This window comes from Roseobacter insulae, assembly GCF_019375555.1.
Lineage (GTDB): Bacteria > Pseudomonadota > Alphaproteobacteria > Rhodobacterales > Rhodobacteraceae > Roseobacter > Roseobacter insulae.
This window is the reverse complement of the sequence record NZ_JAHXDN010000012.1, coordinates 1-16025: the sequence shown is the minus strand read 5'-3', so window position 1 is coordinate 16025 and position 16025 is coordinate 1. Positions and strand designations below refer to the sequence as shown.

Below are 16025 nucleotides of genomic sequence, written 5' to 3'. Positions count from 1 at the left end.
CTGTTGGAGAACAGGCTACCCATAAATGAAGGACTTTTCAGGGGAGCAGGTCAGAATTGACGATGGTTGGTCCGCAGAGGGAAGTTTGGGACGTCGCCTCATCGCAGAATTTCCAAGCGTTCAGGCCTTCTTGGACAGATGAGAGGTGAAACCTACCGCAAGGCGATGAGACACCGACGGGCGGCTGTCCTGGACTGCCGATTGGTACGATTTGCTTCCTGAGAGAGTGGTCTCAGTTTCGCAGGGTATGGGCAACCGTTTCGGCTTTCTCCACGCCAGTGACAAGGAGTACAATCTGCTTCGCACGCATGATTGTGCCAAACTCACGGCCGAACGGAGCCGGTTCTGACACGTTTTTGCCGCGCCAACTCGTACGGAATTTCTGAGCAATACGAAGCCAATCCTTTGTCCCGGGCAACACAACACCCGTCATGATTAGGGCGAAATTCACCTCTGGACCGTTTACGACAATGGGAGCCATCTATATCGCTTTACGAAGTGACGTGTCCACCAGAGCGACATGGCGGCTCAGATCGTTACCTTGACTTCGGTTTTGCTCATCGCGTGTCTCGGTTTGAACAGTACGCAGTTCTTATCCTCTTGCAGCTCCATAAATCTTGAGGAACTTGTCAACGCCCCGCGTGACACGGTGTTCAATTTCTTCTTCTGAGAGCTTTAGGTCGGGAAAGATTTGTAGCTCGATGGGCAGGAGACCCTGACACAGAACCGACAGGTCTTCTGCGGCTTCCTTGGTGTCCTCGACCTGCAGTTTGCCCTGGTCAACCCACATTTGAATGAGGTCCTGAAGCGCGGTGCGCATCCGTCCCGGACCCATTTCAAAGAACTTTCTTCCCAATTCCGGCTTTCGCTTTGCTTCGAGAAGGAACAACGGCTCCGGGCCCATGAGTTCCCTGTTGGCCAACGCCGTAACGAGCTGTCGGCACAGGTTCAAAAGCGTTTCCCGGGGGCAGGCGTTCCGATCAATCTCTCCAGGAAAGTCGGCCACCGCATCTTCGCCCAATTGATCGAACACGGCAGCAAAGACGTCCTCCTTACGCCCGAACTTGTAATAGATCGTTGTCTTTGCAACGCCTGCAGCTTCGGCGATCTCCTCGATGGTCACGGCTTCGACCCCGTGCTCAAAAAACAGTTTGCGCGCAGCCACCAGAATATCCCGTGTCTTACGCTCCTTGTAGGGAAGCGCATCAGCGGCTTTTGCATTTTTTTTGACCACAGCCATTGATCTACCTTTCAAAATGCTACGTAAGTGTAGTATAAAACGATATCGTAGTATTTGGATCGTATGCTTTTGATAACAAGAGAGCCCCCTCATGTCCAAGATGGACCAAGACGCTATAAAGGTAAAAGGCCGTCCTGAATCGGCCAACGAGACGCCACATGTTGTCCAGCCATCGCGCAAGCCCATGTGGATGCGGCGGGCTCTTGGGTCGGCCCTCAGTCTCACCCTTATGGGCGGTATCGTCGCATCAGCAGCCTTTGCCTATCACCGCATTCAGGAAGATGCATCACTCGCGACTGAGAACGCGGCGATTCTGAGGACATCGAACCCAGTTCCCGTCGCGGCAGACGTCGCCGTGAGTGAAGATGCATACGTTGTCCCACGGCGGTACATCGGCTTGGTGGTTCCGAACCGGGCAACAACGTTCGGGTTCGAGATCAATGGACGCGTCGCATCAATCGCTGTCGATATCGGCGACGCCGTCGCCGCCGGAGACGTGTTGGCCACGTTGGATCAACGGCGCACAAATGCGGCCCTGGAAACTGCAGAAGCCGGCTTGGCGCGGGCGCGCGCACTTCTGCAATTGCGCGAAGTGGAGGTTGAGCGCGCTCAATCCCTGCGTTCTTCGGGAACGATAACCCAGCAGTCTTTGGATCAGGCCCTGTCGAATGTGCAGGCGGCACGCGCCGATGTGGAAGCCAGCGCGGCGCAGATCCGAAGCTTGCAGATTGACCTTGAGGACACAATTCTGCGTGCGCCGTTCGACGGCGAAGTGATCGAAATGAGTTTTGATCTGGGCGATGTCGTTGCACCTGATCGGGCGATCCTGACGATGGCTGGAACGGGACGGTCCGAGGCACACATCGGCGTTCCTGTGGACCTCGCGACGAGGTTCACCGAAGGAGACGTGGTTTCGGCTATCTACCGCGGCCGAGAGATCGAGGTCGAGGTCAGAAGCAATGTTTCGCGCGTGAATGCGGCATCACAAACCATGAACCTTGTTGTTGCCTTGTCACCCGATGTGGCCGCGATTGAAGGTGAGCGGATCGTGCTCATGGCGGATCAAACGATTGAACAGCGGGGTATCTGGGTCCCTGTTGGCGCGCTGGTTTCCGACCTCAACGGGCTGTTTGCGGTGCAGATTGCCGCAAACGCCGAAGGCGACACCCTTGAGATCGCCCGCGCGCCGGTTCTCGTGCACTACAGCGACGGTCAGCGCGCCTATGTCTCCGGCGCGATCCGGGATGGTGACAAGATCGTCACCGAAGGGACCAACCGCGTGTCTCCGGGTCAGACGGTAACCGTTGCCGCAGTAGAGGTCGACGATTGATGTTGACCAGACTTGTCTTCAACCCTCGCATACTCGCGCTCTCACTTCTGTTTCTTGCGGCCGTGGGCTTGGGTGCTATCCAGACCGTCCCCCGATCGGAGGATCCGACAATCAAGGCGCGGATCGCGGGCATTACCACGGTCTATCCCGGCGCAAGTGCCACGCGCGTCGAGGCGTTTGTCACGCAGGTGATTGAGGATGAGCTGCGCACGCTGGCAGAAATCGAAGAGCTGTCGAGCACGTCACGGGTCGGCGTTTCCATCGTGCAGGTGACGTTGGCCGATCAGATCACAGAGGTAGAGCCGATCTGGTCGCTGGTGCGCGACCGGTTGGCGGATATCCGGTCGCTTTTGCCTGCTGGCACGACCGCCCCGGATCTGAACGAGGACGGGGGTTATGCCTATACCGTGGCCTATGCCGTCTCAGCCTCGGACGGCCGCGATGTCGACCGGCTGATCCTGCAACGCTACGCGGAGGCCCTCTCGGACGTGCTGCGGGCGGCTCCGGGAACGGAGTATGTCGCGCAACACGGAAGCAGCCCCGAGGTCGTCGAGGTGATCATCGACGAGATGGCGTTGCAGGCCGCAGGACAGGATGTTCAGTCAGTGGCTTCCGCGTTGTCCTCCGCCGATGCGCGCAATTCGGCCGGGACCTTGTCGAACGAGGTCACGTCTTTGACGGTGGAGTTGTCCAACACGCTTGATAGCCTCGACCGCCTGCGTCAGATCCCGATCAGCCGCGACGGCGCTGGTGCGCTGGTCCTGGGAGACATTGCCACAATCCAGCGGACCGTCGCGCAACCGCCTGTGGCGACGGCGCTTTACAATGGCGATTTGGCCGTGCTCGTTGGAACGCGAATGGAGCCGGGGCTGCGTGTCGATTTATGGGTGCCGACGGTGCTTGAGGCCGTTGAGGTGTTCACCGACCGGCGTGTCGAGGGGATCGATATCGACCTCGTATTCGAGCAGCAAAGCTATACGGAAGACCGTCTGCTTTCTGTTGTGACGTCCCTGATCCAAGGCCTCATGATTGTTGTAGCGATCCTGTTCTTTACGATGGGCATCCGGTCCGCGCTGGCCGTGGGCCTTGCTATCCCGATGACGGCACTTCTGACGGCGGCGATGTTTCCGCTGGCGGGGATTTCATTCCATCAGATGAGTATCATCGGCATCGTGGTGGCGCTTGGTCTGATGGTCGACAATGCGATCATCATGACAAACGACATTCGCGAAGATCTTGCGCAGGGGTCCGACCACGGCGTCGCGGTCTCCAAAGCCTACAAAAAGCTGTTCTTTCCCCTGATGGCCAGCACGGTCACGACCATGCTGGCGTTCTCGCCCATTGCATTGCTGCCGGGCCCGGCGGGGGAATTCGTGGGGCCTTTGTCCGTCGCCGTGCTCTGCGCACTGTTCAGCTCCTTCGTGATCTCGATGTATGTGATCCCGGCGATCTCACCCCATTTATTCAAGTCCGGCACAGCTGGTCGTGGCTTTCTGGCCAACGGCATCTCGTCCAAGGTGCTGTCCGTCCCGTTCCGCGCCTTTGTCGGGTTCTTTGTACGCCGCCCGATTGTGGGCCTGACGTTTTGCGGCGCGCCTGCGGTGCTTGGCATTCTGTCCCTGTCGACTGTGCCGACCGAGTTCTTTCCTGCCATGGACCGCGATCAGTTCCGCATCGAGGTGATGATGCCGCAGTCAACGATCATAACACGCACACAAGAGGTGGCGGAGCGGATTGAGGCAGAGCTGTTGCAAACCGAGGGCGTCACCCAAACGCTTGTGTCCATCGGCGCGGCCTCCCCGCAGCTTTATTTCAACACCATCAGTTCAGAGAGCGCGAACCCGGCCTTTGCCGACTTCATCGTCAACACAGATGGCCACGAGCGGACGGACGAGTTGATCCCGCACCTGCAAGACCGCCTGTCGATGATGTTCCCAGAAGCGCGGGTGATTGTGATCGGCTACGGCTTTGGCCCGCCGGGTGCCACACCGATTGAATTGCAGATGTTTGGTCCCGACATGGAGGTTCTGGAGGAATACGGACAGATTGCGGCGGGCATCCTCGCCAATGTGCCGGAGGTCGTGGGCGCAGATGTATCGCTGCACCGCGATGCGGTGCAGGTCCAAGTCACCGTTAATGACGAGACGGCGCGTCTGGTTGGCCTCGACGCCAGCACCATTGCCGGGCAATTGAACGCGGCCCTGTCCGGGCAGACCGGTGGTTTTGTTGTGGAAGCGTCCGAACAACTGCCGATCTCGGTCCGGTTCGCAAAAAGTGCCCGGTCCCGCATCGCAGACATCAATGATTTTGCCCTGTTCGTACCGGGCACACAAACGCCTGCCGGGATACCACTCACGGGGCTTGCTGATATCAACCTGGTCCCGGCCTGGGTTGATATCGACCGTCTGGATGGCGAACGCATCCAGACGGTATCAAGCAATGTCACCTATCAGACGATCGCAGCCCCCGTGCAGGCCGATTTTGAGCGTGCGTTGGAAGAGGCGGGGTTCGAGATGCCCCCGGGCTATCGCTACGCGTTTGGCGGCGCGCAGGAACAGCGCTCGGATGCCGTTGCGCGGCTGATGAGCCAGGTCGTCACATTGGTGCTGCTGGCGCTCACGATCCTTGTACTTGCCTTCAATTCGTTTCGACGGATGGGCGTGGTGTTGATCACCGGTATTCTGACGGCAGGATTTGCCTTTCTTGTCTTGAAACTAACTGGGTTCGCCTTTGGATTTATCATCATCATCGGCGTGATGGGTCTGATCGGCGTGGGTCTGAATATGTCCATCGTGATGATTGCGGCCCTGGATGAGGATGACGGCGCGAGATCGGGCAAGGTTGACCGGATCATCGATGTGGTCTGCGGGCCGACCGCTCGCCATATCTGGTCGACCACGATCACGACTGCGGGTGGCTTCATCCCCCTCATGCTGATCGGCGGCGATTTCTGGCCGCCCTTCGCCTATGTGTTCGCCGGAGGGCTGCTGCTTCTGACGATTGTTGCCTATATCTACACGCCCTGCATGTACCGCCTGTTGCTCGTCCGCCGGGCAGAGCACGACATCGTTCCCGCGCAGACAGCTGTAAAGGCCTGACCGATGCAGATTTTGGCAAGTGTTTCGGTAGTTTCCATAGCCACCATGTCAGCCATATTGGCGATGAACCTCGCGGGTTGTGCCGGCACACCCAATGCAGAGCCCATACAGATGTCCGATCAATCAATTATGACGCGTGACGTTTTCTTTGCGACCACACGTGTCGCGTCAGATGATGGACAGATCTTCAACGGAACCCACTCCGATGTGACGCATTTTGGCAGGGTTCAGGTGGGCGTTCCTGCAACCCATCAACCCGGTTAACTCACACTCGCCAATGGCACGCCCGACGCGCGTCGACACTGGCACACGCAAGACATTACAAGTTTCTCGACGCTCGCAGCGTTTGCCCAAGCCAGCACGGAGAGTCAGCCCGGGGCGATGATCTTCGTTCACGGTTACAACAACAGTTTCATCGAAAGCATCTACCGGTATGCCCAGATCGCGCATGACACCGATCTGCCCGCCGCGGCGATCCAGTTCTCATGGGCGTCTGCGGGGGAGCCCTCTGCCTACCTTGCAGACCGTGATAGTGCGCTGATATCACGCTACGCTTTGGCAGAGGTCATAGACGCGGTATCGGCAGAGATACCGGGGCGTCTGGTTCTTGTCGGGCATTCCATGGGCGCGCTGCCGTTGATGGAAGCGCTGACACTTCTTGATGAGGTTGCGCAGGCGCGGTTGGCGGCGCGCGTTTTAGAAATTGTGTTGGTGTCCCCGGACCTCGATAGCGACCTTTTCGCCACCCAACTGGGGCGGACGTCGCTGCCGCCTGCTCGGTTTGCGGTGGCCATCAATCGCGATGACCGGCTTTTGGGTCTGTCGTCCTTCCTTTCGGGCGGGCGCGAGAGGGTTGGCAACAAGCCGGATGCCGCCGCGCTTTCGGCTCTCGGCGTCAGGGTCCTCGATATCAGTGGTGTCAGCGATGGCGATGGACCCGGGCATTTCCTGCCTGCCACATCCCCGACCCTGCTTGAAGTTTTTCGCACACGTGCACCCTCATAAGGACCCCTCAAACATGCCCCTGAACCTGCCGCCCCGCATCGGCCCTCAACCCAAGACCGATCAAGAGCCTCCGCAGCTGCAATATTCTGACATCAGTCCGCCGCACATTGTCGAGGCTCTTAAGGCCTGGGCGTTCTCTGCCTTGGATCATGCGCGCGAAGAACCCACGCGGATATCCGTTCCTACCGCGCGCGCGCTTTGGCTGGACGAAGCTGTTGCCGCCTCGCCGGATGCATTCATGCCGCCGCGCGGCAGCCGTGAGTTTGCACATTTTCATGAAGACGGCTCTATGCATGTCGTTCTGTCCGACGAGGATGAACGCGCTGTCATGTCGGCCAACTGGGGTATCCCTCACGTCTATCGGCACAAGGGGGTCAAGGAAATGCTCATCTTCGCGCCGCGCGATGATGCCGAAGCCGAGACTGTCAAAACCATTGTTCAAGCATCCTACGATCACGCGATGTCAGGAAGGTTCTGAGGCATGCCCCATGTGATCGGAGAGCCCTGCATCGGCGTGAAAGATGCCTCCTGCGATGCGGTCTGCCCGGTCAGCGCGATCTCTGCCGAAGGTTTGCTCCCCACCGAATGGCGCCGCGATACCACACAAAACGATCAAGCTTTCCAGGCACTGTCGATGACGAAGAAGAAGTAAAGATGGGACCCATTGAAATCGTGATGCGCTTGGCGGGCCGCTTTGGGTTCGCGTTTGACGGCGTGGATGTCGAGGCCAGTACCGACCAGATGATCGAAAACCTGGAGGCGCATCAGGGCATCGGATCAGACCCTGTTCAAGCCCACCAGACCTCCATCCGCCGCACGCTTTTACCAGCGACGTGCCGTTCCGCCAAAAGGCGATGGCGCATATCGGAGCCAACAAGACAGACGCGGAAGAGGTCGCGCGCGAAGAACGACGACGTGGCGCGGTGCGCGGGCACGGGCCATTGCGCTTCATCGACCCACAGGAAGCGATCGACTGGCTTGACAGCTACGGCCACCAGCGCCTGAACGACCCAACGCTTCCTATGAAAGACATTGAATCTGGTCAGCCGGATTTCGCCCGTATCAACAAACGTTTCACAAATGAGGTTGCCAGATGAACTTTTGTCACCCCGCTCTTGTCGCACTTCATTGGATCATGGCCGTGCTGATCCCGGTTTCGCTCATGATTGGCGGGTTTGTTCTTTCGAATATCCCGCTTGATCACCCCGGAAAGGCAGAAGCGCTTCAAGGTCATATGATTGCAGGTGCGGTTATCGGTGTGCTGCTTTTGCTGCGGCTGACTGTGCGACGCTGGACCAAGCGGCCACCGCCCGCAAACAGCGGAAATTCGGTTCTCAACGGCGCAGCGTGAGCCGTTCATTTCGGGTTTTATTTGTTGATCGCCGCGATGGTCGCATCTGGGTTGGCCATGGCCTACGGTTTTGACCTGATCGATATCGTCTTTCACGGCTCAAAGGCCCCGATTTCACCTGCACTGCGGGCGTCTTTACAACACTCGATTCACGAGCTTGCCGCCTTCGCGCTTGTCGTGCGCCATATCGGGGCGTCTCTTCATCACAGCGTCATTTTCAAGGACGGGCTGTTGTCGCGCATGTGGTTTGGTCAGTGCAGGACTCAAGACTGAGCTTAGCCTTGGTCTGGATTGCTCTACGGCGGAATGCTAAGTGCCAGCAGATTTATAAATGACATCTGGTGGGTCCTGTTTGCTGTCTGGCGAATGCGCAGACTTGGTCAAGGCTCGAACTCATTGTGTCGGTTCTTTTGAACAATGGGATGGGGAATAGACTGATTTTATACGGATAGAGGTTTGTAGTGGTGTGACTGCCAAAAGTCTAGCCGGGACAGCGCCGAAGCGGTAGAGATGCCGCTCCGGACACACTCTGATCAACAAACCTCACAAGGTTTCTGGATTTTTATCTTCCCGGATAAATCCTAGGGGAATGCTGGTGAGGGAAGGGGCAGACGGTGCCACGACGGGAGCTGACTTTCGCCAAAGGTTACACCAGTGTCGACGAAGCGGGACAAAGCCGTTCTTGTCAGAACTTTGGTTTTTGGCCGCTCCTCAGCTCAGAGCCGAGATAGGGCACAAAATCTGGATGTTGCAAGCGCAACCTGGATCGCCGGCATTCGTTGTAGGAGCAAAAAAAAACTTCATTCAGCGGCCACTTCGGATATTTTCATTTAGAGCCCTGATTGGCGGCCTCAGTTACGATATCTATGAATTCAGCGACTAATTCGCTGTTACCCGTGGTTCGGTAGGCGACGTAGAGCTCGATATCGTCGTCGCTTTGATCGAAAGGCACAAAAGAAAGGCCGCGAGGCGCGATGGCCTGGACCCAGGCGGGTGCCAGCGCAATGCCAAGCCCGTGTAAGACGAATTGCAATAAAGTAGATTTGTCAATCACTTCACAGACGATGTTGGGCTGTCTGCCGACGTCGCGGAATCGATGCCAGAGCATCTCATGCAGGATCGGCCGTGCTCGCTTTGGGTAACCAACAATCGGCTGGTCCAGCAAATCAACGGCACTGAGCGACGTTTTCTCGGCGAGTGGATGGGTTTTCGACGTCACGACTACCACGTTTTGCCGATAAAGAAGCTGACTGGTCACGAAACCTTCCGGTGATGGCGTGCGGATAAACGCGATATCTGTGTGATAGCTTTCAAGCTGCTGCGCGTGGAAATCTGAGCTGGAAATCTCGAGGATTTGCGTGTGCACGCTTGGGTATCGCAAGCGGAACTTGGCCAGAGCTTGCGGCAAGAGCATTGAGATCGCCTCGTCCACACCGCTGATTCTCAAGGTCTTCAGGTCGGATTCTGACGTGTGGCGGACACTCGCCACCGACTTGTCGATGTCTGAAAGTATTTTATTCGCGTCACGCAGCAACTCCGCGCCTGCCTGGGTCAGGCTGACCTGCCGGGTGGTTCGGAAGAAAAGGGTCGCGCCAAGCTCGGTTTCAAGCGCATTGATCCGATCAGAAAGTGCCGATGAACTCAGCCCCAGCCGCTCGCCAGCTTTGCGGAAATGCAGTTCTTCAGCAACTGCGACGAAACATTCTAGTTGTCTGAGTTCCAAATTTCCCCCGTTTGCAGGATTACTGAGCCACTTTCACGCGCATCGTCTCGGTCAAGCCCGCTTCAAACTGTCGGATCGCATCGGCGTGTTTCAAACTGTCGAGCGTGTCGTCGCGATCTTTCAGCAAAGCGGTGCGCGTTGCGTCATCCATGGTGAAAGCCGCAGTCTGATCTTCATAGAAAAGCTGCCGCGACCCGATATCGATGGTGATCTCCAACCCTTCGGAATGACCCGCCAGTTCGAGCAACTGGTCGCGGACATCAGGCCCGACGACAGGCAGTGCCAATCCGTTCTTGCGCGCATTGTCGAAAAAAATGCCAGCAAAGCTGGTCCCGATGATCCCGCGGATGCCGTATTGCATCAACCCCCAGACGGCGTGTTCGCGGCTGGACCCGCAGCCGAAATTGTCGCCGACGATCAGGATTGAGGCATCGTCCCAGGGGGTTTGGTTTAGAACGAATTCCAGTTGCCTCTTGCCGGTTTCATCGAACCTCAGATCGGCCAACGCCCCGTCGGCAAGGCCCGCGCGGGTGATTGTCACCAGAAACCGTTTGGGCATGATCACGTCGGTGTCGACGTTGGCAGTTGGCAGCGGAGCGGCAAGCCCCTGAACGGTGCTGGGCATCATGCGGTTCCTTTCTTAAAGTCGCGCACATCGACCAGATGCCCGGATATGGCGGCCGCCGCGACCATGGCGGGGCTCATCAAGTGGGTGCGCGCACCGCGGCCCTGACGACCCTCGAAATTCCGGTTGGTCGACGAGGCCAAGCGTTCGCCTTCCAGCGCAATGTCGTCGTTCATTGCCAGGCACATCGAACAGCCGCTTTCGGGGCGCCAGTCGAATCCAGCTTCTTTAAATATGATGTCCAGCCCTTCTGCCTCAGCTTGCAGTTTGGTGAAAACCGAGCCGGGCACGATGATCGCGTTGACGCGCTCGGCCACGCGCCGCCCTTTCACCACCTCGGCGGCGGCACGCAAATCCTCGATACGGCTGTTCGTGCATGAGCCGATAAAGGCGCTGTCGATTTGGATGTCGGTAATTGCTTGGCCGGGCTCAAGGCCCATGTAGTCCAATGCGCGCGCGAGGGCGGCTTTCGCCTTGGGCGTGGTCTCAGCGCTGACATCAGGCACCATCCCGTCGATGGCGACCGATTGATCCGGGCTTGTGCCCCAACTGACTAGCGGCGCGATTCCTGCGGCGTCGATGTTGAAGACGGAATCATATTCGGCACCTTCGTCCGAGGCCCAGGTCTCGGCATCAAAGGTCATCTGCCCTGATGCTCGATAGGCCTTGTCATCGGCGGCGATCAGCGCCGCACGACCACCGAGTTCCACGGCCATGTTGCAGATGGTCATCCGACCGGCCATGGATTGCGCAAAGATGGCGTCGCCCGCGAACTCCACCGCATATCCGTTGGCCCCGCCCGCCCCGACAACCTGGATGACCTTCATGATGATGTCCTTGGCGGTCACGCCCGGCGCCAATGCGCCCTCAACATTAACTAGCATGGTCTTCAAACGCTTGTAGCGAAGCGTCTGCGTCGCCAGAACATGCTCGACCTCGGAAGTTCCAATGCCAAAACCCAAAGCCCCGAATGCGCCGTAGGTGGTGGTGTGGCTGTCGCCGCAAGCGATCAGCATGCCGGGCGCAACCAGCCCTTGCTCGGGCACGACAACATGCTCGATACCCTGTCGCGGGTCGCCCAAGCCGTAAAAGGCGATGCCGTGTTTCCTGCAATTAGCCTCAAGATTGTCGATCAGAAGCTTGGAGGCCGCGTTATGGGGCGCGCGCTGCCGTGTAGCTTTTACGTGATCGACCACCGAAAGATGCGCTTCGGGACGCCAAACCTTCAGGCCCTTCTGTTCCAGTCCGGAAAAAGCCTGCGGACTGGTGTATTCGTTCATAATGTGGAAATCGACATAGACAAGCATGTCGCCGTCGGGCAGATCGCAAACCTTATGCGCATCGACAAGCTTGTCGTAAAGCGTGCGGCTCATTCAGCGGCCTCCATTGCTCTGTGCTGACCAAAGAAATCTGCCATCCGTTTGGCGATGTCTTCAGGAATCTCTTCGGCCATGTAATGCGTGGCGTCCAGCACCTCGCCGTCGATATGACTGGCCCTTTCGCGCCACAAGGCGAGCGCATCAAAGCAAGCAGCGATTGTACCGCGCCTGGCCCAAAAGACGCGTGTCGGCGTCGCCAATTTTCGAGCGCCATCGTCGTTGTCGTGCTGGATATCAATCGTCGCCGCTGCGCGGTAATCCTCGCAGGACGCGTGAATGGCGGCGTTTGAGCGGAAGGCGTCCAGATACTCCGCCAGCGCCTCGTCCGAGAATGGGTTGCCACCTTTGGCCTGATTGAAGCACTTGAGTTTCCAGAACCCTTCGGGATCATTGCCGATCATCTGTTCTGGCAGCGGGTGTTGCTGAATCAGAAAGAACCAGTGCCAATAGGCTGTGGCGAAATTAGAGCCCGAATCGCGATACATCTCTCGCGTGGGCGCAATGTCCAAAAGTACCATTGCATTGACGCGATCCTCAAAATCAAGCGCCAAGCGATGCGACACGCGCGCGCCGCGATCATGCGCACCCAGAAAGAACTGGTTGTGCCCGAAATGATCCATGATCTTGATCATGTCGTGCGCCATCGCGCGCTTGGAATAAGGCGCATGCGCCTCGTCGGTGTCAGGCTTGCCTGAGCGTCCGTACCCACGAAGATCGGGACAGACGACGTGGTAATTGGTGGTCAGCATAGGCGCCACGAGGTGCCACATCGCCGAGGTTTGCGGGTAACCATGCAGTAACAAGAGCCCAGGCGCTTCGCGCGGGCCTGAGTGTCTTAGGAAAATGTCGGTGCCATCGCCCGAGACTACCTCTTCTGTGAAACCTTCGAACATGCCACCCCAAAACAGTTTGTCGCAGTATAACCGGATTTTTCGCAATTATTATCCGGAAATACTGAACAGTAATTGCGATGAAATTTCCATGCCAACCCGGTGCATCTTACGCGCACGAAACATGTGGGGGCACTTCGCCGTGCGTGAAGAACCAAATGTCGTACGCATGGGGGACATCATGAAACCGCTTAAATCGCGGATGACAGGTGCCTTGCTTGCCACTTTGGGAACCGCCGCAATCGCTGCTTGCGATCTGGGGGAAGAGGTCGTCAAATTTAGCCACGTGGCAAATACCGACCGTCACCCGAATGGGATTGTGGCTTCGCTTCTGGAAGAGCGCGTGAAAACCGAGATGGACGGCAAGATGTGTAGGAGGTTTACCCGTAGTCTACGCTATACAACGATGACAACGTCCTGGAGGCCATGATCAAGCGAGACGTACAACTTGCCGCACCGTCGCTCTCGAAGTTTGAGAAGTTCACCTAGAAATTCCGGATCTTCGATCTGCTGTTCCTTTTCAAGAACATCGAGGCGGTGAACTCTTTTCAGATGTCTGACGAAAGCCAGTCTCTGCTTGACAGCATGCAAAAGCACGGGCTTCAAGGGCTGACCTTCTGGCACAACGGTATGAAGCAGATGTCGGCGAACGTTCCGTTGGTCACACCCGCGGATGCGGACGGGCTGAAGTTCCGCGTCATGTCTTCCGGCGTTTTGGTCGCCCAGATGGAAGCCAACGGTGGCTCTCCCAGAAAATGGCCTTCTCGGAAGTGTATGGCGCACTTCAGCTTGGCGCTGTGGTCGAACAGGAAAACACCTGGTCGAATATCTACGGGCAGAAGTTTTCGAAGTGCAAGACGGTATCACCGAGACCAACCACGGCATCATCGACTATCTTGTGTGACGTCTGTCGATTGGCTCGACAGTCTTGATGCGGATGTTCGGGATCAGTTCCTGACAACCCTCAACGAGGTGGCTGAGACTCGAAACGCGGAATCCTATGCGGTGAACTAGCAGAACCGTCAGAACATTCTCGATGCGGGGGCCACGATCAAAACCCTGACTGAAGAAGAGCGTCAAGCCTGGGTGGATACCATGCTGCCGGTCTGGAGCCAGCTCGCTGGCGACATCGGCGAGGGGGCCATCGACGCCGCTGTTCAGATCACGCGGGCTTCTAAGCACTTGCGGACGAGGCGGGCGCTGCGTGTCACCCGCCTCGTTATTCACTTTTTTTGTGGGGGGAAACATGACCGATCGTGTCGCGTCAATTGGTGATCGCCTCGAAGAAATGCTGATCGCCTCGATTTTGGGTTCGATCGCGCTTTTGACTTTTGCCAATGTCATCGCGCTATGTATTCAACTCCAACATCCATTGGACCTTTGAAACCACCGTATTCCTCTTCGCGTGGTTGGTTTTGTTGGGCGCATCCTATGCAGTCAAAAAGAACGCGCACCTTGGCGTCGATCACATTATCGAACTTTTTCGACCCGGGGGCCGCACAGCGCTGGGGCTGGTTTCGGCCAGCATTTGCCTGTCCTTCTGCTTTCTGATGCTCAAAAGGTCACGGCGCCATTGGGCGAATTTTGCGAACCTGCCCGGTATCGAAGGACGCTGGTTCCCAATCGGGTTCGAGGAAAAATTTCGCGAACTAGGGTGATTTGAAACCAAGGACATCCCCATGCCCGAGGCTTTTGCCTGGTTGAAAGACATTTTCAACGATGGTGAGCGTACGAGAAAATACCAAGGTTCATTCCCTATTCCATCCTGCCCTTGTCGATGGCGCTGCTTCTCTTTCGCTTCATTCAGGCGACGTGGCGCATCTGGATCGGGGACAATGACCGGCTGGTCGCCCGCCACGAGGTTGACGAAGAGCTTGCCGAGGTACGGGCTCAGACAGAGGAGGCGAAATAATGGAGGTCGTCCCACTTTTCAGCATGATAATCGGCTTTCTGCTAATCGGTGTGCCAATCGCGGTGGCCCTTGGCATGTCGTCGGTTCTGTTCCTGCTCCGGTTCTCAGAGTCTTCGCTGGCCTCGGTCGCGCAGACGCATTTCGCCGCCTTCGAAGGACATTTCACATTGCTGGCCATTCCATTTTTCATTCTGGCCTCGTCTTTAATGACGACCGGAGGGGTGGCGCGGCGCATCATCCGCTTCTCAATTGCCTGCGTTGGGCACTTTCCCGGAGGTCTAGCAATTGTGGGCGTCTTTGCCCGCATGCTGATCGCCGCCTTGTCTGGATCGTCGCCCGCCACCGTGGTTGCCATCGGCACAATCGTTATCACCGGTATGCGGCAGGCGGGTTATTCCAAGGAATTTGCCGCCGGCGTGATCTGTAACGCAAGCACGCTGGGCATTCTGATCCCGTCTTCTATCGTGATGGTGGTCTATGCGGCGTCAGTGGAAGTGTCCGTTGGCCGAATGTTCTCGGCCGGAGTGCTCCCGGGGCTTGTGGCTGGGTTCATGCCGATGGTCACCATCTATGTCATCGCCAAGGTCCAAAACCTACCGAAAGGCGAGTGGCAAGAGGGGACCGAGGTGATTGCATCGGGCCGAGAGGCCGGATGGGGCATTTTCCTGATCATCATCATTCTGGGCGGTATCTACAGCGGAATTTTCACACCAACTGAGGCGGCGGCTGTGGCCGCAGTCTATGCCTTTGTGATTGCCACCTTTGTCTACAAGGACATGGGGCCGCTGTCGGCTCCCCGCGCGCAAAGTCTGTCTGCCGCATCTGTGCTCGAAAACTCTCCCCATGGCGACATCGTTCCGTTGATGCGTACGCCTTGGGCGGTCGTAACCGCGCTGGTTCATCCCGATACGCAACGCACACTTCTGGACGCGGGCAAACTCACGGTGACTCTGTTGTTAATCATTGCCAACGTACTGATCCTCAAACATGTCCTGACCGAAAAGCAAATTCCCCAGCAAGTGGCCGACGCCATGCTATCGGCAGGTTTGGAGCCGGTGATGTTCCTGGTTGTCGTCAACATCATCTTGCTGATTGGCGGCCATTTCATGGAGCCCTCGGGCTTGCTAGTGATTGTTGCTCTGCTGGTCTTCCCGATGGCCATCGAACTCGGCATCGATCCCATTCATCTTGGGATCATCATGGTGGTGAATATGGAGATCGGGATGATCACTCCGCCCTCGGGCTCAAATCTCTTCGTGACGTCGGGCGTCGCGGGAATGCCGATGATGCGGGTCGTCTGGGCAGCCCTTCCTTTCTTCGCGGTGTTGTTCGTCTTCCTGATAATAGTCGCCTATGTCCCCTGGATTTCGACGTTCCTCCCCAACCCCTTCATGGGGCCAGAGATTATCACCAAGTTGCCTGTCCGTCGTCAGGGATTTTGGGACAGATGGCGACCTGAGCTAAGTGAGGGT

General features: G+C 57.3%; 13 protein-coding genes and 3 pseudogenes. 11 read left to right on the top strand and 5 right to left on the bottom strand.

Annotation, left to right across the window (positions count from 1 at the left end):
* Window positions 1-592: 592 nt before the first annotated feature.
* Entirely contained in the window at window positions 593-1240 is a 648-nt protein-coding gene (locus KX928_RS23880; protein ID WP_219508138.1) for a TetR/AcrR family transcriptional regulator, read from the bottom strand.
* Window positions 1241-1331: 91 nt separating this feature from the next.
* On the opposite strand from KX928_RS23880, the gene KX928_RS23875 reads away from it, so the two are divergent.
* From KX928_RS23875 to KX928_RS24200, 8 genes and pseudogenes are all read left to right on the top strand, one after another.
* Entirely contained in the window at window positions 1332-2570 is a 1239-nt protein-coding gene (locus KX928_RS23875) for an efflux RND transporter periplasmic adaptor subunit (protein ID WP_219508136.1), read from the top strand.
* Window positions 2570-5668 carry an efflux RND transporter permease subunit gene (locus KX928_RS23870; RefSeq protein WP_219508135.1) on the top strand — a complete coding sequence of 1033 codons (3099 nt, stop codon included), beginning with the start codon at window positions 2570-2572 and terminating at the stop codon, window positions 5666-5668. Before KX928_RS23875 ends, KX928_RS23870 begins: the two co-directional genes overlap by 1 nt.
* A 3-nt stretch (window positions 5669-5671) precedes the next feature.
* On the top strand, window positions 5672-5932 hold the full coding sequence (locus KX928_RS23865) for a hypothetical protein (RefSeq protein ID WP_219508132.1): 261 nt from the start codon (window positions 5672-5674) through the stop codon (window positions 5930-5932).
* Window positions 5933-5986: 54 nt separating this feature from the next.
* On the top strand, window positions 5987-6673 hold the full coding sequence (locus tag KX928_RS23860; protein ID WP_308342436.1) for an alpha/beta hydrolase: 687 nt from the start codon (window positions 5987-5989) through the stop codon (window positions 6671-6673).
* Window positions 6674-6686: 13 nt separating this feature from the next.
* Window positions 6687-7151, top strand: coding sequence for a luciferase domain-containing protein (locus KX928_RS23855; protein WP_219508128.1), 465 nt, complete (start codon window positions 6687-6689; stop codon window positions 7149-7151).
* Between the two features lie 3 nt (window positions 7152-7154).
* Window positions 7155-7325: a hypothetical protein gene (locus KX928_RS23850; RefSeq protein ID WP_219508126.1), complete on the top strand. Its 171-nt coding sequence runs from the start codon at window positions 7155-7157 to the stop codon at window positions 7323-7325.
* A 202-nt stretch (window positions 7326-7527) separates the two neighbouring features.
* Entirely contained in the window at window positions 7528-7770 is a 243-nt protein-coding gene (locus KX928_RS23845; protein ID WP_219508124.1) for a hypothetical protein, read from the top strand.
* Window positions 7767-8297: pseudogene (locus KX928_RS24200) on the top strand (cytochrome b). Before KX928_RS23845 ends, KX928_RS24200 begins: the two are co-directional and overlap by 4 nt.
* A 553-nt stretch (window positions 8298-8850) precedes the next feature.
* Here the strand turns inward: KX928_RS24200 and KX928_RS23830 are convergent.
* From KX928_RS23830 to KX928_RS23815, 4 genes are read right to left on the bottom strand one after another with little or no spacing between them, the layout of a single operon-like run.
* Window positions 8851-9747, bottom strand: coding sequence for a LysR family transcriptional regulator (locus KX928_RS23830; protein ID WP_219508116.1), 897 nt, complete (start codon window positions 9745-9747; stop codon window positions 8851-8853).
* A 19-nt stretch (window positions 9748-9766) separates the two neighbouring features.
* Entirely contained in the window at window positions 9767-10375 is a 609-nt protein-coding gene (leuD, locus tag KX928_RS23825) for a 3-isopropylmalate dehydratase small subunit (RefSeq protein ID WP_308342435.1), read from the bottom strand.
* Window positions 10372-11745 carry a 3-isopropylmalate dehydratase large subunit gene (gene leuC, locus KX928_RS23820; protein ID WP_219508113.1) on the bottom strand — a complete coding sequence of 458 codons (1374 nt, stop codon included), beginning with the start codon at window positions 11743-11745 and terminating at the stop codon, window positions 10372-10374. Before leuC ends, leuD begins: the two co-directional genes overlap by 4 nt.
* Window positions 11742-12644 (bottom strand): alpha/beta fold hydrolase, encoded by a 903-nt coding sequence (locus tag KX928_RS23815; protein ID WP_219508110.1) that lies wholly within the window; start codon window positions 12642-12644, stop codon window positions 11742-11744. The genes leuC and KX928_RS23815 overlap by 4 nt, the downstream gene beginning before the upstream one ends.
* 178 nt (window positions 12645-12822) lie before the next feature.
* Between KX928_RS23815 and KX928_RS23810 the strand changes: the two are divergent.
* From KX928_RS23810 to KX928_RS23800, 3 genes and pseudogenes are all read left to right on the top strand, one after another.
* A pseudogene (locus tag KX928_RS23810) lies at window positions 12823-13805 on the top strand (DctP family TRAP transporter solute-binding subunit); the annotation flags it as partial.
* A gap of 82 nt (window positions 13806-13887) precedes the next feature.
* Window positions 13888-14553: pseudogene (locus tag KX928_RS23805) on the top strand (TRAP transporter small permease).
* Window positions 14553-16025, top strand: a 1473-nt coding sequence (locus tag KX928_RS23800) for a TRAP transporter large permease (RefSeq protein WP_219508108.1), incomplete at its 3' end; no start/stop codon positions are given. The pseudogene KX928_RS23805 and the gene KX928_RS23800, both read left to right, overlap by 1 nt.